The sequence below is a fragment of the Mesorhizobium sp. LjRoot246 genome, assembly GCF_964254115.1.
GTDB lineage: Bacteria > Pseudomonadota > Alphaproteobacteria > Rhizobiales > Rhizobiaceae > Mesorhizobium.
Genome location: NZ_CAXUSN020000001.1, coordinates 889,147 through 907,552, shown reverse-complemented (window position 1 = coordinate 907,552; position 18,406 = coordinate 889,147). Strand labels below are relative to the sequence as shown.

Sequence of the window (18,406 nt, the reverse complement as noted above, 5' to 3'; positions counted from 1 at the left end):
ATGCGCGTAGGGATAACAGAGACCCGCCATCCCCAGGGCCTCGAATCAATCACATTGCCGCGACCTGATTACCGCTGATATCGCGCATATGCCATATAGTGCGCAACACCACCCGGCGCATGGCTCGAAAATCGGCAGCGGTTTGCGGTATGGATCCTGCGCGGGATCATACGGTTACAGCGCCCTGCGAGCCTTGCGGCAGGACGGTCGAATGGGACTAGAAAGAGTGAATGGCTGATACGACAATCAAATCGGTCGCGGACCTGCCGATAACGGTCGAGCCGGCGATCATCGTCGGTGCCGGTGTTGCCGGACTGGCTGTCGCGCACGCCTTGATGAACGCCGGAGTGCCGACGGCGATCCTGGAAAAGGAAAGCCGGCTGGCCGAGCCCTGGCACCGGCGGCACCAGCAGTTGCATCTCAACACCCATCGCGACCTCTCGTCTTTGCCCGGTCTTGCCTACCCCCCCGGCACCCCTGCCTTCCCGCACCGGACGGTCGTCATCCGCCATATGAATGATTTCAGGGAGGAAAACCGGCTGCCGGTGCAGTTTGGCGTCGCTGTCGAAGAGATCACCTACAAGGGCGATCACTGGGCGCTGCGGACCAACGCCGGACCGCGCCTAGCCCGCAATGTCGTCATCGCCACCGGCCGCGACAGGCAGCCGTTCATTCCCGAATGGAAAGGCATGAAGGATTTCACCGGACGCATCGTCCATTCGGCGGATTTCGGCGATGCGCAGGCCTATGCGGGCCAGAAAGTGCTGGTCGTCGGCGCCGGAAACTCCGGCTTCGACGCGCTCAATCATCTGGCCGGCAGAGACACGGCGGCCATCTGGCTGTCGGCCCGCAACGGACCCGCCCTCCTGCCCAAGCGGATCGCCAAGATCGCGGTGCACCGGCTTTCACCGCTCATGGCGCGCTTGCCGTTGCGGGTCGCCGATGCGGTGATGGCGACAACGCAGCGCCTTGTTTTCGGCGACCTGACCAAATTCGGCATGCCGCCCGCACTATCGGGCGGCGCCAGCCGGCTGACATCGGACTACACCGCGATCGCCGCCGACGATGGCGCCGTCAGCGCCATCAAAGCCGGCAAGATAACCATCGTGCCGGCAATACGGGAATTCACCCGCGACGGCGTCATCTTGGCCAATGGCAGCCTGATCTACCCCGACATCGTCATTGCCGCGACAGGCTACCGCACCGGGCTCGAGCCCATGGTCGGCAAGCTCGGCGTGCTCGACGGTAAGGGCGTTCCGCTCTTCAACGGCGGGCAAGCCGATCCGAAATTGCCGGGCCTGTGGTTCACAGGCATGCGGCCAAGTATCCGCGGCTGCTTCGCCAATGCCGGCATCCTGGCAAAGGCTATCGCCAAACGGATTGCAGGGTCCGCGGGTGCTTCACGCTGATTTCGCGAACGAATCCTCGGCCTCCAACCCGTCAATTCTACAGCGTCGATGAGCAATCAGACCGCGATCTTGCCGCCGCCCTGCTTGGTGATGGCGACCACAGACGGCCGCACCGGCATGTCGGGCTTGAAGTCGGGCCAGCGCGTCGACAAATCCTCGTAGTAGGACGGGCGGCCGAACGCTTCCCAATCCTCGCCGCCGTCGCCCGGATGCTGGACCGCGACGAAGGCGGTCTGATCATCGGGCGCGAACAGCGGGCCGCACATTTCGGCGCCGATCGGCACGCGGAAGAACAGTTTCGAGGTCGCCCGCGCCGCGCCTTCCGTGTCGACCGCCCACAGGCCGTCGGTGCGGCCGGTGGCTTTCGGACCCTGGCCGTCGGTGGCGACCCAGAGACGCCCGGCCGAATCGACGGCGCAATTGTCGGGCATGCCGAACCAGCCATTGGCCGTCGTTGCCGTCGAGAAGGTGGCGCCGACATCGGCAACCGCCGGGTCACCGCATTTCAACAGCACTTCCCACTTGCCTTTGGCAGCGGCGAAATCGCCGCCGTCTTCCGATATCTCGATGATATGGCCGAAGGCATTTTCGGCGCGCGGGTTGGCGGCATCGACTTGGTCGGCCTTGCGCTTCGAATTGTTGGTCAGCATGACATAGACCTTGCCGTTGACGGCATTGGGCTGAATGTCCTCGGGCCGGTCCATCTTGGTGGCGCCGAGCAAATCGGCGGCGCGGCGCGTCTCGATCAGCACGTCGGCCTGGCTGGCAAAGCCGTTTTCCGCCGTCAGCGGGCCTTGGCCGAAGACGATCGGCAGCCACCCGACCGAGCCGTCCTCGGCGAACTTGGCGACATGCAGCGTGCCGTCGTCGAGCAGGTCCTTGTTGGCGGCATGGTCGTTGGGATTGAACATACCAGTGGTGACGAACTTGTAGACATAGTCGAAGCGCTCGTCGTCGCCGAGATAGAAGACGACGCGGCCATCCCTGGCGACGATCGATTCGGCGCCTTCATGCTTGAAGCGGCCCATGGCGGTGCGCTTCCTGGGCGTCGAGGTCGGATCGCTGACATCGACCTCGACGATCCAACCGAAGCGGTTGGCCTCGTTGGGCTCCTTGGCGAGGTCGAAGCGGTCGTAATGCGCGGCCCATTCATAGGCCCCCTCGGGGATGCCCAGGCGCTTGTAGTTGGCGGCTTCCTTGTGGCCTTCCGGCAGTTCGCCAGAGAAATAGCCGTGGATGTTTTCCTCGGCCATCACATAGGTGCCCCAGGGCGTGACGCCGCCGGCGCAATTGTTGAACGTGCCGAACACCTTGGCGCCGGACGGATCCGCGTTGGTCTTGACGCGGTCATGGCCGGCAACCGGACCGGACAGCGCCATTTCGGTGTTGGAGGTGATGCGGCGATTGAGCTTGCCGTCGCGCACCAGCTGCCATTTGCCTGATACCTTGCGGATCTCGACGATGGTGCCGCCATGGGCCGCCATTTCGACATCGACCTGCTCCTTCGAGAGCGGTGCGACCTCCGCCGACTTCTTGCCGTCCTTCTCGACGATCTTGACGATACCCGGAAACATCAGATGCGGGTTGGTGTATTCGTGGTTGACGACCAGCAGGCCGTGTTCGGCCGAACCGTCGATCGGGAGATAGCCGACATAGTCGTTGTTGTAGCCGAATTGTTTCGCCTGGGCCTGCGCCGACTGTTTCGTCGGGTCGAACTCCGGCGAATCGGCGAACAGCGGATCGCCCCAGCGCAACAGCACGTCGGCATCGTAGCCCGGCGCGACATGATGCTTGTCGTCGATGCCGGCTTCCAGCTCGTCGAACGCGAAGGCTGATCCTTCGGCGGCGCGGGCCTCGTCGGCGCTGATCAGTGCCAGCGGGCTGACGGTTGCGGCGATGGCCGACACAGCCAGCGAACCCTTGAGGAAGCCACGACGCGAGAAGCGCGCGGCGATGATCTCGCCCATGGTGCGGTTGTCGGTGGGATTGGTGGCCGAGCCGTCGTTTTCCTCGAGCAGGCTGGTGCGGAATCGGGTGTCGGGGGAGCGCTGTTCGGTCATTGGGGCTTTGCCTCTGGCTTTGGGGATGGCTGGAGCGTGTTGCCTGTTCAACCCCTTATAATCGCCGGATCACACTTTCGTGACATTGCAAGCCGCTTTCAACCACCTTCTCCCCCAGGGACATAGGTCCCTGTTCAAGCCGGCAAAGGTCCCTGCCGGCGCCGCATCGGTCGTGGGCCGGTTCCGCGGGGCGGCGATGTGGGCAATGGTCGGCCGCCGGCAAACGCCGGCATCGACCGATGAAGAAGAGATCGAGATGCGCGCATCGATCACAGCCCGTTCCTGTCGGCTGGCGCTGAGGGCGTTGACGGCACTGGCTTTGGCCATCGTCCCCTGTCACCTTGCCTTGCATGGGTCCGCCCCCGGCATCGCTGCCGCGAGCGCGTATGCCAAGGACAGCGGACATAGCGGTGGCGGGAGCGGCAACAACAGCGGCAGCGGAAACGGTGGCGCCGGTGACGATCACGGCGGAGCCGCCAGTTCCGGGTCCGGCAAGGGCGCCAACGGCGCCAGCCATCATGTCAACGAGGCCACCGGCGACAAGGTCGATGTAGACGGCAGCAAGATCGAGGTCGAGCATCTCGACGGCATCAGGGAAGAGATCAAGAACGGCCGTTTCGAGATGAAGGATGCCCTCGGCCGCACGATCGTCGAGCGCCCGGCCACGGCGAACGATTTCAGTCGTCTCCGGGCTTTGTGACGCCGGCGCGGCCAGCTTGACAAGTCACCTCCGCCGCCCCCGGCGGAGGTGACTTGATGTTCGGCGTCTGCCGTCGTCAGGCATCCGGGAAAGCCAGTCTCCCGTCGACGATGACGGTCGCGACGCCGTTCATAAGGAGCTAATATAGCACAAGCATAGGACTTTAGTCCAACCTTGCGCTTGCAAAGGTCCTGGTTGACAACCGCAACGGTCGGAGGTCGCTTCCGGACACTACGTCTTTCGGCGATGTTGGGTTGCAACTGCAACTTTGGGTAGGGCGCGCCGGCTCAATAGTCGGAGATCACGATGCACAGATCGGTCATGACCCGTTGTTGCTGGCTGGCGCTTAGATTCGCGCTGGCGCTGGCGTTGACCGTCGCTCCTTATCAAATTGCCTTCCACGATTCCATTCCCGGGATACATGCCGCCAGCGCCCAAGCCGCCGGCGGCAACGGCGGTAACGGCGGTAACGGTGGCAACGGCGGTGGTGGTGGCGGCGGCGGCAATTCCGGTGGCGGCAACAGCGGCGGCAATAGCAGTGGCGGAAATAGCGGGAACGGCAACAACGGCAACGGGAAGGGCAACAGCGGCAATTCCGGCAAATCGGGATCCAATCACGGCAAGGGCGCGAGTCATGTCAATGCCACGACCGGTGACAAGGTCGACGTGACGGGCAACAAGATCACAGTCCAGCATCCCGACGGCATAACGGAAAAGCTCGAGAACGGTCGTTTCAGCATGAAGGACGCGCTCGGTCGCACGATCATCGACCGCCAGGCCACCCCGGCCGATGTCAGCCGTCTCAAGGCCTTGTGAAGCTTGCCAACAGGCAACGGCCGGCTTCACATGTCACCTCCGCCGCCCCCCGGCGGAGGTGACCTCGTTTCCAGGCCGGCGCCTCGGTTTCCGGCGCCACGATGACTGAAGTCCCTGGAGCGGTTCAGGTTTGCTTGAAGCGCTGAACTGTCAAGTACGGTTCCTGTCGCGGTCGCGCGCCTCACGCATCGCCAAGGCCGCTTCGGTGCGGTTTCGCACATTGAGTTTCGACAGCACGCCGGTCATGTGATGCTTGACGGTCTTCTCCTGCAGGTCCAGGCGCAAGGCGACTTCCTTGTTGCTCAGCCCCTCGGCCACCAGCCGCAGGATTTCCGTCTGCCGCTCGGTGAGTTGCCGCAGCCGGTCAGCTATGCCGTTGGTCGGTTGCTGGGACTGGAGATCCGAAAGCAATCGGGCCGACAGCGTCGGCGAAAGATAGCTCTCGCCGGCCGCCACGTTGCGCAGGATGTCGGCAAGCGCGCGCGATCCGATACCTTTGAGGACATAGCCGCACACCCCCGCATTGAGGGCCATGGTCACATCGGCATTGGCCTCCGAAACGGTCAGCATGACGATCTTCTGGTCGGGATGGCCGGCGAGGATGCCCGCAACCGCGGCCAGACCGCCGCCCGGCATGGAGATATCGAGCAGCAATATGTCGGGCCGCACCGTCGCGGCGAGGCGTTCGGCATCCTGCGCCGTGGCGCCCTCGCCAACCATCTCGAAGCCTCCGATCTCCGACAGGCTGCGCGTCACACCTTCGCGAAAGAGGGGATGATCGTCGATAATGGCGATGCGAATGACACCAGTCATGCTTGCTCCTCGATCGATAGACGGATCACCAAACGCGTGCCTTGCGGTCCGGTCAAGGTTTCGAATTGGCCACCAATGCTTTCGACCCGCTCTCTGAGGCCAGCGAGCCCGAGGCCCTCGACACGTGCCGGATCGAAGCCTGGCCCAGCGTCCGATACTTCAACACAAAGCCTGCCCCCTTTCATCCCGGCACTCACCGCTTGATCCTTGCCCCGCCCGTGGCGATAGGCGTTGTTCAGCCCTTCCTGCACGAAACGATAGATGCTGATCTTCTCGGAGGCGCCGGGCTCGGGCAGATGTCCGGCCAGCGTGAGTGTCACCGACGTCCCCGTCCTCTGCTCGTGTTCGTTGACGGCCAGCCGCAGAATGTCCGTTGCGGCAGCCGTCTCAATCTGCGGCAGGACGAGCCCGGTGCAGATACCGCGTATTTCGCGCAGCGCGTCCTCCAGCGTCTTACGGATCATCGCGACCTCGGTCGAGCGGCTTTCGCCCGAATGGCCGTCGCCGGAAAATATCGGACTGTCCATGCGCAACGCCGCCAGGGCCACGAGTTGGGCCGGACCGTCATGGAGATCGGCGCCGATGCGGCGCAGATATCTTTCGTTGAGCGCGGTGGCGCGGCGGGAGGCCCGCTGCACGCGCAGCCGCAAGGCGCTGTTTTGTGTCACCAGCCCCTGCAGCTCCGACACCTGGCGGCGCAGCGCGCCGCGCTGATCGTCGATGGTGCGGCTGCCGCGCAAGACGATGCCCGACAGGAGCATGAATGCCGCCAGGGTCGCGCCGGCCACGATCAGCCAGCTCGACCACAGAGCGGAAGCCAGTGTGGCCTGGAAGTCGTCGGCGATCTCGTAGAGTTCGGTGACGGCCACCACCTCGCCGGACCAGGGCTCGCGCACGGGATTGTAGATCTCCAGCAATGGCAGGTCGGAAGCCTTCTCCTCACCTTCATCGTCATCGAACGTATTGAATTCGGCGACGACATTGCCTTCGAAGGCGGAACGCAGATTGTTGCTCGGTTCGAAGCGGCGACCGATCAGGGCCGCCTCCTTCGCATAGAGAATCGTGCCGTCGCGACGCCAGAGGATGAACGATTCGAGGCGCTTGCCGAGCGCGCCCTGGCCAAGTGTCTCATCCAGCGCCCGCTTGACGGAATCGCTGAGTTCCTGGTCCTTGCGCAGGTCGGGCAGCAGCGGCGCAATCACGCTGTCGACGTAGAGGGCCGTCGTGGCGGCTGAATTGCGGATGACGCCCTCCCGGATCTGCGCCGTCACCCAGGCGCCCACCACCAGCATGACGGCCAGCAAGCCAAAGCCGCCGGCAACGACGAATTGCAGGGCAAGAGAAAGTTCGCTCCAGCGGCGCACCAGGTTTTGAACAATACGAATCATGAACCCCTGACCGCCCTTCAATCGACAGGCTGGGCGATGGCTGTACATTGACCTTCCGTCTTGCCATTGCCAAGAGCAACGTTTGGTCGAGGTCGCTTGACGTCCCGGCGCGCTTCGGAAACAACGTCCGACACACGCGGCGGGAGCCACTGCGAGGGGGGACGGGACGTTGAGTTTTTCGGGATTGCTGCAGCTCGGCTTTTCGACGGTGATCTTCCTGCTGGCGGCGACCGCCGCCAAGCAATGGGGCATGGCGCCGAGCCTGGGCAAGATCGCGCTGACGTTGGCGCTCTATTCGCTGGGCAATCTGATCATGCTGCGGCTGATCCGCGAGTTCGGTATGTCGGTGTCGTTCAGCCTGTCTGCCGTCATCCAACTGGTCTCGGTGAATGTCGTGGCACTGGTCTTCTTCGGCGAGCGCGTCAACGCGTTGCAGGCGACCGGCATCATGCTGGCAATCGCCGCCGTGGCGCTGATCACACTTGGACCCTATCTGCAAGGCAGGTTGTAACGGGCGAATTGCCGATGAAGAACGCCGCGAACGCTCTGCTCAACCGGGTCGAATTCCCGGTGCTGCTGGCCGGCTTGGTCATCGCCGCCGGCCTGTGGGGTTTGGTGGAGCTGATGGAGGTGGCGCGGTCCGCCACGCCGCACGCCTTCGACACCGAAATCCTGCTCGCCTTCCGCCAGCCCGGCCAGCCGGGAGTGCCGATCGGTCCGCTCTGGCTGGAAGGGGCGATGCGCGACATCACCAGCCTTGGCAGCTCAGCCGTGGTGGTGCTGATCACGACGGCGACGATCGTCTATTTTTTGTTGATCCGCCGGCCGGCAACGGCACTGCTCATCTTCGTCGCGGTGGCGGGCGGCCAGGTGTTGTCGAGCCTGCTGAAAGTCGGCGTCGACCGGCCGCGGCCCGAGCTCGTTTCGCATCTGGTCAGCGAAACCTCGCTGTCTTTTCCGAGCGGTCACGCCATGCTGTCGGCGGTGACCTACCTGACGCTTGGCTCACTGGCGTCGCGCTTCCTGAATGGGCAAACGACGAAGATCTATGTCTTGTCGCTGGCGGTGCTGACGACGCTGCTGGTCGGCATCAGCCGCATCTATCTCGGCGTGCACTGGCGTCGGACGTGCTGGCCGGCTGGTGCGCCGGCTTCGCCTGGGCGATGCTGTGCTGGCTTGCGGCGCGGCTTCTGCAGCGACGCAAGGTGGTGAATGACGATGCCTGATCGCGCCTGAACGGCGACAGCGAGACCCGAGATTAGATCAACCGGTTGATCAACCCGTGCCCGCAACCCGCCAACAGGAAAACCGCCGACAGTAAGGCTGCCGATGTCATGAAGGTCTTGAAGATAGTCAACCGCGTTATCCCCCGCCCAGATGGAACATCCTAGCTCGCAATTCTCAGGAAGTATCTGGAAAAATGGCCACTCACGCGGCGGCTTAGGTCTCAGACAGCCATGCTGACGATTATCGCCGACGAACGACGGTTCCATCTCATGGCTGTTGGCGAACGTCTCGGAGATCGGCCCGGAGGCGCCGGACGGCTCTCAATCGAGCTTCAGCGCGGCAACCTCGCCTTCGTTCATCAGCGGCACATAGAGGATCGACTTGCCATCCGTGCCGATGTCGGCGCTGCCCGGCTTGAAATGCGCCACCGCTTCCGGCGCGGCGCCGGCTTGATAGCGGTAGAGCGTGCCGGTCATGTAGGCGGTGGCGTAGATGGTGTCGCCGATGGCGACGACGCCGTCGAGGTCGGCGAATTTCTGGGCGCCTGGCAGTGGCGAAACCACCTTGCTGGCGATGTCGACCGACAGCAGTCCACCCGGCTCCGCCGTGCTGAAGTCGGGTCTGATGCCCTTGCCCCAGGAGGCGACGATCAACCTGTTACCATCGGCGAAGACGCCGTTGGGCGAGGCCAGCGTAGCGTCTTTGACGAACAGTTCCGGCCGCTCGCCGTCGATGCGGTAAATGGCGTCGGCCAGCATGTCGGTGACATAGACCTTGCCGGATTGGTCCGCCGTCATGTCGTTCAGGAAGACGGCGTTCGGCACCGCGATGCTGGCGACGAGCTTGCCGCTAGCGAGGTCGACGACGCGTACTCTGGTGATGTCGGCGACATAGAGCTTGCCGCCCGCTATCGCCATGCCTTTGGGCGCGTCCATGCCGTCGGTCCAGTGTTGAATGACCGTCTTGCCGTCCACGGACAGCACGGAGAGATAGCCGTTGCCGTCGGCCTCGCCGGGATTGCCGACGATGTTGGAGACGATGATGCGGTTGTTGGCGGCGTCGAACAGGGCCGATTCCGGCTGTTCGAGGCCGGTGGCGCGCCAAAGTTCGCCGGCCTCGGCGGCAGGCATTGCTGCAATGCCGATGACGGCGAGAAAGGCCGAGGTGATGAGGGTGTTCATGACTGCTCTCCTGTGATGACGGCGAAGAGCTATGATTTTCGATACTTTTCCGAAAGGTCGATTAGCGCTAGTATCGAAAGTCGATACGAAACCGTCGGCAAGAGGCGCATCCCATGAACGGTCTGATCTTCGAGGCGCTGAAGCGGACGCTGAAGGCGAAGGGCGTCACCTATCGCGCGCTTGCCGAACGCATGGGCGTTTCCGAACCGACGGTGAAGCGCATCTTTCACGAGCGCAACTGCAAGCTCGACCGGCTGGTGGAGATCTGCGCGGCCGCCGGCGTCGAGCTGGAAAACGTGCTTGGCTCGATGAACCGGGGACCGGGTCCGGTCAACCACATCGCGCCGGAAATCGAGCGCAGGCTCGCCGGCCGGCCGGCGCTGCTGTTCGTCTTCGTCATGCTGTCGGAAAAGTTCACGCCCGAAGGCATCATGCGCTCGCAGGGCCTGAGCGAGGCCTCGATGTTCCTCTATCTGCGCGATCTCGAGGAGCTCGGCCTGGTTGCGCTCGGCCGCGGTCTCACGGCAAGAGTGCTGGTCGAGACGCCGATCCAGTGGAATTTCGAAGGGCCGCTCAGGCCGCTGTTCGAGATGACCAACAAGAATTTCATCGGCTGGGCTATCACCCATATCGACAAGGAAGCGACCTTCGTCAGCTTCTCCAGGCGGATGCGGCCCGAGACGGCGGAGATGGTGCGGCGCGAGGCGGAGGATCTCGCCGACCGCGCCAAACTGCTCGCCCATCACGACCAGCACACGACGCCCGAAGACGGACTGGTCGGCTACAAATGGACGTTTGCCTTTGGCGCGACGCCATTTCCGGCGATCATGCCGATTGGTCCGCATCCGCGAGATGCCGGTGCGTTCGAGCGGCCCGCCGCTCCTGCAAAGGGACGCCGCCCGTTACCGGCCTGACGCGGCCAATCATCCCGAGCAGGATATGGCGCGTTGGGATAGAACAGATCCGGCACCAACACGGTATAGCCCTCTGCAGCCAGGCGTTCCGCCATGCCGCCCAGCACCGGCCGCGGGCCGAACGCATCCATGTGGAGAATGACGCCGGGCGGTTTTCGCCATGATCTTTTATCCGGACATTTTTTGCTCTTTGCAGCCGCGATTCAAAAATGAAATCACATTCATGATAGAGTTCGCGCACTGATTTGCCTGTAGAGGGCGGGTTTGCCGAATGCGTGACACGTCCCCGTGAATCGAAGTGATCCTATGCCGACCCCGCCAACACTTGAACTTCGCCGCTATTCGCGCCTGAAAAATTTGCGGGCGCGCGCAGAACGCCAGGGTGCTGCATTGCAGTTCTGGGCCCGTACGGCATCGCTCGCTGTGATCTCCTGCTTCTTTTCATTGATCAGCCGCTGGGATGCTTCGCTGCTCTTCGTGCTGGCGGGCCTCGTGCTGTTCCAGCTCGTCGGCCTGATCCAGTTTCACTTTGCGCGCCGTCGCACGGCGCGATGGTGGATCGGTTACCTCGTCGGTACGCTGGACATCATTCTGTTGACCGTTCTGCTGGTAACGCCCAACCCGTTTTCCCTGGAGGTCGCGCCGGCCGCGATGCAACTGCGCGAGGGCAGCTTCAAATTCCTGCTGATTTTCGTATGCCTTGGCGCGCTGACCCTTTCGACACGATTGGCGCTCTATCTCGGCGCGCTCGCGGCCTTGACATGGGCGATCGGGGTGGGATGGGTGATTTCTCATTCGGGAACCGTCATTCCGGCGACGAACCTCTATTCGCTGCCGATGACAGAGCGACTGAACCTCTATCTCAACCCCAATTTCGTCGATACATTTGCACAGGCGACCAACGTGTTGGTTGTGCTGATTATCGGCGCAATCATGGCGCTGGTTGTCTATCGTTCCCGACATCTGTCGGAAGACTATGTCAAGGCAGAGCGCGCCCGCGCCAATCTCGCCCGGCATTTTTCGCCCAATGTCGTCGACCAGCTCGCCACCGATGACGAGCCCTTCGGCCCGGTTCGCCGGCAGGATATCGCGGTGCTGTTCGCCGACATCGTCGGCTTCACACACTATTCCGAGGATCATCCGGCCGAAGCAGTGTTCGAACTTCTGCGTCAGTTCCACCGTCGCATGGAACAGGTCGTTTTCGACCACCATGGCACCGTCGATAACTATATCGGCGATTGCATCATGGCGACATTCGGGGTTCCGCAAGCCAGCCATGACGACGCGACTCGGGCCATCCAGTGCGCTGAAGCGATGGTCGCCGCTCTCGAAGACTGGAATGTACAGCGGGTGTCCAGGGGGTACCCGCCGCTGGACGTTCGGATCGGTGCACAATATGGCGCAGTGGTCATCGGCGCGGTCGGCAGCGAGCGCAATCTGTCCTTCGCGGTGGTGGGCGACGCCGTCAACGTCGCCAGCCGTTTGCAGTCGCTCTGCCGTGAGCTTCAGGCGAATATTTGCTTTGGGTCACGACTGATTGAGGCCGCGAAGGCGGAATCGCCCACGACACAGTTGAATGCGCGCGATCATGGACCGGTGAGCATCCGCGGCCGGGACGAACCGGTCCATGTCTGGGTCGAACACAGAGCCGAAAACCAGGGTGCTATTGCGGTTTCGGCGTGATAAGGCCGCCATGTGAAACGCCTGCACCTCGGCTGGATAGCGGTAGGCCGCGCCATAGGGGCATGTCCTGACCCAGGCCGAAAGCCATTACGTGTCTGAGGCGATTGCGCCAGCCTTTACGGCTGCGGCGTCTGTGCTTGCCTTGTCGTCCCAGACCATCTGTCGATAGTCGAAACCATATTCCAGCGTCGGTTTGACGATGCGGAAATACGGCGACAGGTCGAAATCGCGCGGTGTGTACAGCGAGTGGTGGCGGATGTGCAGGATTTCCTTGCGCGAATAGTTCGACTGCGCCGAGGCGCGGCCGGGCGCTCGGGTGATCTCGGGCAGGATCGGATAGCGGATCTGGCCATAGGCCTCGGCGATCAGCGTCGAGCAGATCGCCCGTGTCGGGTCGCCGGAGCCGAAGGCCAGCATGCGGCGGCGCCAGCGCACCGGCACCGGCGGCGTCGGGAAGAAGAAACGCAGCATGTCGAAAATGTTCTTGAGGTCGTATTTCAGGCCGAGCTTGCCGATCATGAAGGCGACGACCTTGTCGCGATCCTCCGGCGCCAGTCCGCTCGCCCGGCAGATGCGGGTGTTGTAGGTGCGATAGCGCGACAACGGCACGGCGACGCAGCCTTCGCCGAGCGTGACCTCGATCAGCCGCCGCCGTTCCGTTCCGTCTTCCGGTTCGGCCAGCGCGTCGCCCACATAAAAGGCCGCATGCGACCAGGTCGACTGGGTCAGGTACTTGATCGCCGCCGAGATCTTCTGGTTGCCCTCGATCAGCAGGATGTCGCCGGGCTCGAGCGTGCGGCGCAGCGTCTCGGCATCGGACGGCGTATAGGGTTCGTAGCCGGACGACTCTTCCTGCAGCCGGCCGGCAAGCCAGCGGCCAAGTCGATCCAGAAGCGTGTCGCCGGGCGAGGTCATGCCGTATTGCGATTAGCATGGGCGGGCGGCTGTGCGCCAGCCGCACGTGGTCAGCTTGCGGTCGCCGCGGCCTCTTCCGGCGGCTGAGCCAGGTCGTCGCGCGCCTTGCGGGCCAGTTTGCGGGTCGAGCGTTTGGGGCTGTCGCCGAACAGCTCGGCCGCCTGGGCCAGACAGCTCTTCTTCAGCTGCTTCTCCGACCGCTTCAAAAGCTTGCCCAGAAGCTTCGTGTCCTCGGGCGGTCCGAGCGGCCGGTCACCGGCCTGGAGAAGATCGCGCATCACCAGCACATCGTGTAGGTCGCCCAGCCGTTCACCCAGTTCGTCGACCGCCTTGCGCCTAGCCTTGATCGGTGTCGGCCACAGCCTGCCGAGCAGCGACAGATGCATGCCGTGGGTCTTGGCCGCCTTGCGCAGATCGTGGAAATCATTGGCCGCGCCGCGCGATCCGGCCTTGTCGAGCGCCTTCCTGGCCCGGCGCAGCGTGACGCGGGCGCCTTCGGCAAGCACGTCGGCCGCCTGTTCCGGCTGATCGGGCAAGGCCAGCGTGTCGATGCGGCGCAGGCCTTCCTCGCAAGCGGCGGTCGCCGCACCGATCGCCGCTTCGAGCCCTGTGCCCTCGTGCAATTCATGCTGGCGCGCGATCAGCCTGTCGCGCGCAGCAGTCAGCCCGTCGTCCGCACTCTCCTTGGGAAAGCTTGCCGCCAGCCGGTCGATTGTCTCGATCAGCGCCGTCGCCTCGCGCGGGCCGGCAAGCAGGGCCGCGACGTTGCGATAGCATTGGTTTTCGGTCTCGCAGAATGTTTCGTCGCCGGAACGAACGAGACGCAACAAGGCACGGGCGCTCTTCAACCGCCTGCGGCATTTGTGCAGCCCCTGTTCCGGCCGACCGCGCGCGGCGTCAAGATGGGCCAATGCCTTGCCGATTTCCTCGGCAAGGATACGCCTGACCTCGCCGGTCAGCGGCAGGCGCGGATCGATACGAAAGCTCATGCGGCGATCTCCGGTATCCCCCCGAGGGCGAGCGACGCGTTGTAGAATTTTGACTCACCAGTGACTTCACGGCCAAGCCAGTCAGGCAGCATTTCGTCCGGCACGTCCTCCGGCGTCTCAAGTTCGGCGACCACAAGTCCCGAAAGCGGGCCGCCAAAGACATCGACTTCGTAGAGATAGCCACGGTGCCTAACATGGTGACGTGTCTTCTCGATGACACGTCCGATGGCGAAGTCCAGCATCTCCAACGCCTCCGACAGCGGGATCGGGTATTCGAATTCGTCGCGCGCGCGCGCCTTGCTGCCGAATTTGAGCGTCAGCTTGGCGGACGTGCCATCGCTGATGCGGACGCGCACGGTTCGCCCGGGGCCGGCAGCGAGATAGAATTGCTGGATACGGATATCCGCCTCGGCAAGTTCTAGCCAGGCGGTGCTGGTGACCAGGAATTTTCGTTCGACTTCCTTGCCCATGGCCGCGCACTAAAGCGTTTGCCGCCGTCGATGGCAAGACAATGACGAGCAGAAGTTGACTTTAATCAATCGATTGATTAAAAGCTGCTCATGATCAAGCCACCTGACGCCAAAAGTCTTCGCCGCGAGCCCGCCGAGATGACGCGCGCGGCTCTCGTGCGGGCGGCGCTGAAGCTGTTCGGGCGGCAGGGTTTCGATGGCACCTCGACGCGCGAGATCGCCGCCGAGGCGCAAGCCAATATTGGTTCGATCGCCTATCATTTCGGCGGCAAGGAGGGCCTTCGCACCGCTGCCGCCGACTTCATCGTCGAGACCATCCAGGCGGTCGCCGGCCAGGCGCTCGGCGACGCGCAGACACCCATGCCGGTTGGCCCGGAGGCGGCGCAGGCCCAGCTCTTCGCGGCGCTGGAGCGGATGGTCGGCTTTGTCGTGGCAAGCCCGCAGGCCGGCGAGATCGTGCAGTTCGTGTTGCGCGAGCTTTCGCATCCGACGGCAGCCCTCGACCGTATCTATGACGGCGTGTTCGAGCCGACGCATCGCCGGCTGTGCCAGCTCTGGGAACAGGCGACCGGCGAGCCGGCCGAAAGCGAGGCCACAAGGCTGACCGTGTTCACGCTGATCGGCCAGGTCGTCTATTTCCGCATCGGCCGCGAGGCGGTGATGCGCCGCATGGGCTGGAACGACATCGGCGCCACCGAGGCGGCCAAGGTGGTGGCGGTCACATCGGGCAATCTCAAGGCCATATTGGCTTCCAGGACGAAGGGGCAAAGACCATGAGCTTTCTGTGTTCGCTGCCGCTCGCCGCGCAGCTCTTCAGTGCCTGTGCCCCGGCTGCTCCGCTGGCTGTCGGCTATGTCGAAGGCGACTACGTGCTTTTGGCGCCGATCGAGGTGGCGCAGGTCGAGACCGTCGCGGTGAAACGCGGCGACCGTGTGGTGCCCGGCACGACCGTGGTGACGCTGGAAAGTGCCGATGCGAAGATCGCGGTGGCGCAGGCCGAGGCCGGCCTTGCCCAGGCGCAGGCGCAATTGGCCGACCTGCAGATCGGCAAGCGGCCGGAAGAGATCGCCGTGCTGAAGGCCGAGGTCGATATGGCCAGCGCCCAGGCCGCCGACGCCAAGCGCAAATTCGACCGCGCCGCCGATCTGTTCAAGCGCGGCGCCGGCACGCAGGCCGATTTTGACACCGCGTCCGCGACGCTGGAGACCGCCAACGCGCAGGTCGGCCAGGCCACCGCCAATCTCGCCGTCGGCGGCCTGCCGGCGCGGCCGGAAACGATCAAGGCCGCCGACAACCAGGTCAAGCAGGCGCAGGCGACGCTGGAGCAGGCGCAGTGGCGGCTGTCGAAGCGGGTGCTGGCCGCCCCTTCGCCAGGCCGCGTCAACGATGTCATCCGCAATCCGGGCGACACGGCCGGTCCGACCGCACCGGTCATTTCGATCCTGCCCGACGGCGCGGTGAAGCTCAGCGTCTACATACCGGAGAGCGCCTTCTCCTCGGTCAAGGTCGGCACCTTGCTCGGCGTCCATTGCGACGGCTGCGGCCCGGCCGTGAAGGCGCGCGTCAGCTACGTCTCGCCGGACCCCGAATTCACCCCGCCGGTGATCTATTCGCTCGAAAACCGGCAGAAGCTGGTCTACCTCGTCGAGGCACGGCCGGAGGGCGATGCCGGCCCGCTGCAGCCGGGGCAGATCGTCGATGTCGATCTGGCGGACAGCGCAAAATGAACGCCATCGACGTCCATGGCCTGGTTAAGCGCTTCGGTGACAAGACCGTCGTCGACCATGTGACGATGTCGGTTGCCGAGGGTGAGATCGTCGGCTTTCTCGGGCCGAACGGCTCGGGCAAGACCACCACCATCCGCATCATGTGCGGCCTGCTGACGCCCGACGAGGGCGAAGGCACGGTGCTCGGCTTCAACATCCGCACCGACAGCCTGCGCATCAAGCGCGAAGTCGGCTACATGACGCAGAAATTCTCGTTCTACGAGGATCTGACGATCGGCGAGAATCTCGAATTCGTCGCGCGGCTCTACCGGCTGAAGCCGGTCGAGGAACATGTGGCGCGCACGTTGCAGGACCTCGGCCTGGCGTCGCGCCGCGATCAACTGGCCGGCACCTTGTCGGGCGGCTGGAAGCAGCGGCTGGCGCTGGCCGCCTGCATCATGCACAAGCCGAAATTGCTGCTGCTCGACGAGCCGACGGCCGGCGTCGACCCGAAGGCGCGGCGCGAATTCTGGGACGAGATCCATCGCCTTGCCAGCGGCGGACTGACCGTGCTGGTCTCCACCCACTACATGGACGAGGCAGAGCGCTGCCACCGCATCAGCTATATCTCCTACGGCAAGATGCTGGCCACCGGCACTGTCGCCGAAGTGGTGAAAAATGCCGGGCTGACCACCTTCGTCCTGCAGGGTCCGCGCCTCGACCAGGTGGCCGAAGCGCTTCAGGGCCGCCCCGGCGTCGATCAGGTGGCGCCGTTCGGCGCGACGCTGCATGTCGTCGGCTCCGACAAGAAGAAGCTTGAGGCGGCACTCACCGATGTCGAGAAGCAGCACAAGGGCGTGAAAGTTTCGCCGGGCGAAACCAGCCTCGAGGACGTCTTCATCCAGTTCATGTCCGGCTCGAAGGACAATATGGCATGAACGATGTCTTTTCCTTCGCCCGGCTTGGCGCGCTGCTGATCAAGGAATTCATCCAGATGCGGCGCGACCGCATCACCTTCGCCATGATGCTGGGCGTACCGCTGATACAGTTGGTGCTGTTCGGCTACGCCATCAACAATGATCCCAAAAGCCTGCCGGCCGCGCTGGTGGCAACGAGCAACGATCCCTACACGCGTGCCATTGTCGCGGCGCTGCAGACCACCGGCTACTATCGTTTCGACCATGTCGCGCAAAGTGCCGCCGAGGCCGAGTTCCTGATATCGCGCGGCGACGTCGCCTTCGTCGTCACCATCCCCGCCGATTTCGCCAGGCGGGTGGAGAGCGGCAACAACCCGGAGATACTCATCGAGGCGGACGCCACCGATCCGGCGGTGGCCAGTGGCGCCATCTCGACGCTCGGCACCGTCGCCAGCCAGGCGCTGCTGAGGGCGCAAGGCACGCAGGAAGCCGCCGCCGAGGCCGCCAAGGGTCAGCTCGATGTCGTCGTACACCGGCGCTACAATCCCGAAGGCATCTCGCAATACAACATCGTGCCCGGCCTGCTCGGCGTCATCCTGCAGATGACCATGGTGATGATGACCTCGATCGCGCTGACGCGCGAGACCGAGCGCGGCACGATGGAGAATTTGTTGGCGATGCCGTCGAGCCCGCTTGAGATCATGATGGGCAAGGTGCTGCCCTATCTGGCGGTCGGCGCCGTGCAGGTGGTGGTGGTGCTGGCGGCGGCGAAGCTTCTGTTCGCCATCCCCTTCACGGGGTCGATGTCGCTGCTCCTGACCGCCGTGCTGATCTTCGTGCTGGCGCTGGTGCTGCTCGGTTATACGATCTCGACCATCGCCCGCACGCAGATGCAGGCGCTTCAGCTCACCTTCTTCTTCTTCCTGCCGTCGATCATGCTGTCGGGTTTCATGTTCCCCTATCGCGGCATGCCGGACTGGGCGCAGACCTTCGGCGAGATCTTCCCGCTGACGCATTTCCTGCGCATCACCCGCGCGGTGATGCTGAAGGGCGCGCAATTGCCGGCGGTGGCGAGCGAGATCGGCTGGCTGGTGGTGTTCGTGGCCTTGTTTGCCGGCGTCGCACTGGTGCGGTTCAGGCGGACACTGGATTAGACGCCGCGCTCGTGGCGTCGTCGTCCCAAGGCGAAACGGAAGCGTGCGCTGGCTTCCCTCGAGC

17 protein-coding genes and 2 pseudogenes are annotated in these 18,406 nt (G+C 63.9%); 11 read left to right on the top strand and 8 right to left on the bottom strand.

Going from position 1 to position 18,406, the window contains the following annotated elements; all coding sequences use genetic code 11:
- The first annotated feature begins 230 nt into the window (after nucleotides 1-230).
- Nucleotides 231-1,409 (top strand): flavin-containing monooxygenase, encoded by a 1,179-nt coding sequence (locus tag ACSQ3L_RS04225; RefSeq protein WP_436158797.1) that lies wholly within the window; start codon nucleotides 231-233, stop codon nucleotides 1,407-1,409.
- Nucleotides 1,410-1,465: 56 nt separating this feature from the next.
- On the opposite strand, the gene ACSQ3L_RS04220 is transcribed toward ACSQ3L_RS04225, so the two are convergent.
- The gene (locus tag ACSQ3L_RS04220; protein WP_436158796.1) at nucleotides 1,466-3,469 is read right to left on the bottom strand and encodes a PhoX family protein; all 2,004 of its coding nucleotides are present in this window, start codon (nucleotides 3,467-3,469) and stop codon (nucleotides 1,466-1,468) included.
- A gap of 256 nt (nucleotides 3,470-3,725) precedes the next feature.
- On the opposite strand from ACSQ3L_RS04220, the gene ACSQ3L_RS04215 reads away from it, so the two are divergent.
- Both ACSQ3L_RS04215 and ACSQ3L_RS04210 read left to right on the top strand, forming a co-directional pair.
- The gene (locus ACSQ3L_RS04215) at nucleotides 3,726-4,169 is read left to right on the top strand and encodes a hypothetical protein (protein WP_436158795.1); all 444 of its coding nucleotides are present in this window, start codon (nucleotides 3,726-3,728) and stop codon (nucleotides 4,167-4,169) included.
- A 306-nt stretch (nucleotides 4,170-4,475) separates the two neighbouring features.
- Nucleotides 4,476-4,985 carry a hypothetical protein gene (locus ACSQ3L_RS04210; protein ID WP_436158794.1) on the top strand — a complete coding sequence of 170 codons (510 nt, stop codon included), beginning with the start codon at nucleotides 4,476-4,478 and terminating at the stop codon, nucleotides 4,983-4,985.
- Nucleotides 4,986-5,135: 150 nt separating this feature from the next.
- Here the strand turns inward: ACSQ3L_RS04210 and ACSQ3L_RS04205 are convergent, their stop codons facing one another.
- Complete coding sequence (locus tag ACSQ3L_RS04205) at nucleotides 5,136-5,798, bottom strand: LuxR C-terminal-related transcriptional regulator (RefSeq protein ID WP_292637566.1); 663 nt, start codon at nucleotides 5,796-5,798, stop codon at nucleotides 5,136-5,138.
- Nucleotides 5,795-7,186 (bottom strand): sensor histidine kinase, encoded by a 1,392-nt coding sequence (locus ACSQ3L_RS04200; RefSeq protein WP_436158793.1) that lies wholly within the window; start codon nucleotides 7,184-7,186, stop codon nucleotides 5,795-5,797. Before ACSQ3L_RS04200 ends, ACSQ3L_RS04205 begins: the two co-directional genes overlap by 4 nt.
- A 169-nt stretch (nucleotides 7,187-7,355) precedes the next feature.
- Here ACSQ3L_RS04200 and ACSQ3L_RS04195 point away from each other — a divergent pair, with 169 nt between their 5' ends.
- Nucleotides 7,356-7,697, top strand: a complete 342-nt coding sequence (locus ACSQ3L_RS04195; RefSeq protein WP_292183573.1) for a hypothetical protein — start codon at nucleotides 7,356-7,358, stop codon at nucleotides 7,695-7,697.
- A 14-nt stretch (nucleotides 7,698-7,711) separates the two neighbouring features.
- A pseudogene (locus tag ACSQ3L_RS04190) lies at nucleotides 7,712-8,412 on the top strand (phosphatase PAP2 family protein).
- A gap of 321 nt (nucleotides 8,413-8,733) precedes the next feature.
- Here the strand turns inward: ACSQ3L_RS04190 and ACSQ3L_RS04185 are convergent.
- The gene (locus tag ACSQ3L_RS04185; RefSeq protein WP_436158792.1) at nucleotides 8,734-9,594 is read right to left on the bottom strand and encodes an SMP-30/gluconolactonase/LRE family protein; all 861 of its coding nucleotides are present in this window, start codon (nucleotides 9,592-9,594) and stop codon (nucleotides 8,734-8,736) included.
- Between the two features lie 113 nt (nucleotides 9,595-9,707).
- On the opposite strand from ACSQ3L_RS04185, the gene ACSQ3L_RS04180 reads away from it, so the two are divergent.
- Nucleotides 9,708-10,508 carry a helix-turn-helix domain-containing protein gene (locus ACSQ3L_RS04180; RefSeq protein ID WP_436158791.1) on the top strand — a complete coding sequence of 267 codons (801 nt, stop codon included), beginning with the start codon at nucleotides 9,708-9,710 and terminating at the stop codon, nucleotides 10,506-10,508.
- A gap of 23 nt (nucleotides 10,509-10,531) precedes the next feature.
- On the opposite strand, the pseudogene ACSQ3L_RS04175 reads toward ACSQ3L_RS04180, so the two are convergent.
- A pseudogene (locus tag ACSQ3L_RS04175) lies at nucleotides 10,532-10,666 on the bottom strand (dienelactone hydrolase family protein); the annotation flags it as partial.
- Nucleotides 10,667-10,814: 148 nt separating this feature from the next.
- Here ACSQ3L_RS04175 and ACSQ3L_RS04170 point away from each other — a divergent pair.
- Entirely contained in the window at nucleotides 10,815-12,191 is a 1,377-nt protein-coding gene (locus tag ACSQ3L_RS04170; RefSeq protein WP_436158790.1) for an adenylate/guanylate cyclase domain-containing protein, read from the top strand.
- A gap of 87 nt (nucleotides 12,192-12,278) precedes the next feature.
- Here ACSQ3L_RS04170 and ACSQ3L_RS04165 read toward each other — a convergent pair whose 3' ends face one another.
- From ACSQ3L_RS04165 to ACSQ3L_RS04155, 3 genes are read right to left on the bottom strand one after another with little or no spacing between them, the layout of a single operon-like run.
- Nucleotides 12,279-13,106 carry a lipo-like protein gene (locus ACSQ3L_RS04165; protein WP_436158789.1) on the bottom strand — a complete coding sequence of 276 codons (828 nt, stop codon included), beginning with the start codon at nucleotides 13,104-13,106 and terminating at the stop codon, nucleotides 12,279-12,281.
- Between the two features lie 50 nt (nucleotides 13,107-13,156).
- Nucleotides 13,157-14,095, bottom strand: a complete 939-nt coding sequence (locus ACSQ3L_RS04160; RefSeq protein ID WP_436158788.1) for a CHAD domain-containing protein — start codon at nucleotides 14,093-14,095, stop codon at nucleotides 13,157-13,159.
- Complete coding sequence (locus tag ACSQ3L_RS04155) at nucleotides 14,092-14,565, bottom strand: CYTH domain-containing protein (protein WP_436158787.1); 474 nt, start codon at nucleotides 14,563-14,565, stop codon at nucleotides 14,092-14,094. The genes ACSQ3L_RS04160 and ACSQ3L_RS04155 overlap by 4 nt, the downstream gene beginning before the upstream one ends.
- 90 nt (nucleotides 14,566-14,655) lie before the next feature.
- On the opposite strand from ACSQ3L_RS04155, the gene ACSQ3L_RS04150 reads away from it, so the two are divergent.
- The 4 genes from ACSQ3L_RS04150 to ACSQ3L_RS04135 are packed head-to-tail and all read left to right on the top strand — an operon-like array spanning nucleotide 14,656 to nucleotide 18,342.
- Nucleotides 14,656-15,342, top strand: coding sequence for a CerR family C-terminal domain-containing protein (locus ACSQ3L_RS04150; protein ID WP_436158786.1), 687 nt, complete (start codon nucleotides 14,656-14,658; stop codon nucleotides 15,340-15,342).
- Nucleotides 15,339-16,292 carry an HlyD family secretion protein gene (locus ACSQ3L_RS04145; protein ID WP_436158785.1) on the top strand — a complete coding sequence of 318 codons (954 nt, stop codon included), beginning with the start codon at nucleotides 15,339-15,341 and terminating at the stop codon, nucleotides 16,290-16,292. The genes ACSQ3L_RS04150 and ACSQ3L_RS04145 overlap by 4 nt, the downstream gene beginning before the upstream one ends.
- Nucleotides 16,289-17,209, top strand: a complete 921-nt coding sequence (locus ACSQ3L_RS04140) for an ABC transporter ATP-binding protein (protein ID WP_436158784.1) — start codon at nucleotides 16,289-16,291, stop codon at nucleotides 17,207-17,209. The genes ACSQ3L_RS04145 and ACSQ3L_RS04140 overlap by 4 nt, the downstream gene beginning before the upstream one ends.
- Nucleotides 17,206-18,342: an ABC transporter permease gene (locus tag ACSQ3L_RS04135; RefSeq protein WP_436158783.1), complete on the top strand. Its 1,137-nt coding sequence runs from the start codon at nucleotides 17,206-17,208 to the stop codon at nucleotides 18,340-18,342. Before ACSQ3L_RS04140 ends, ACSQ3L_RS04135 begins: the two co-directional genes overlap by 4 nt.
- Nucleotides 18,343-18,406 lie beyond the last annotated feature (64 nt).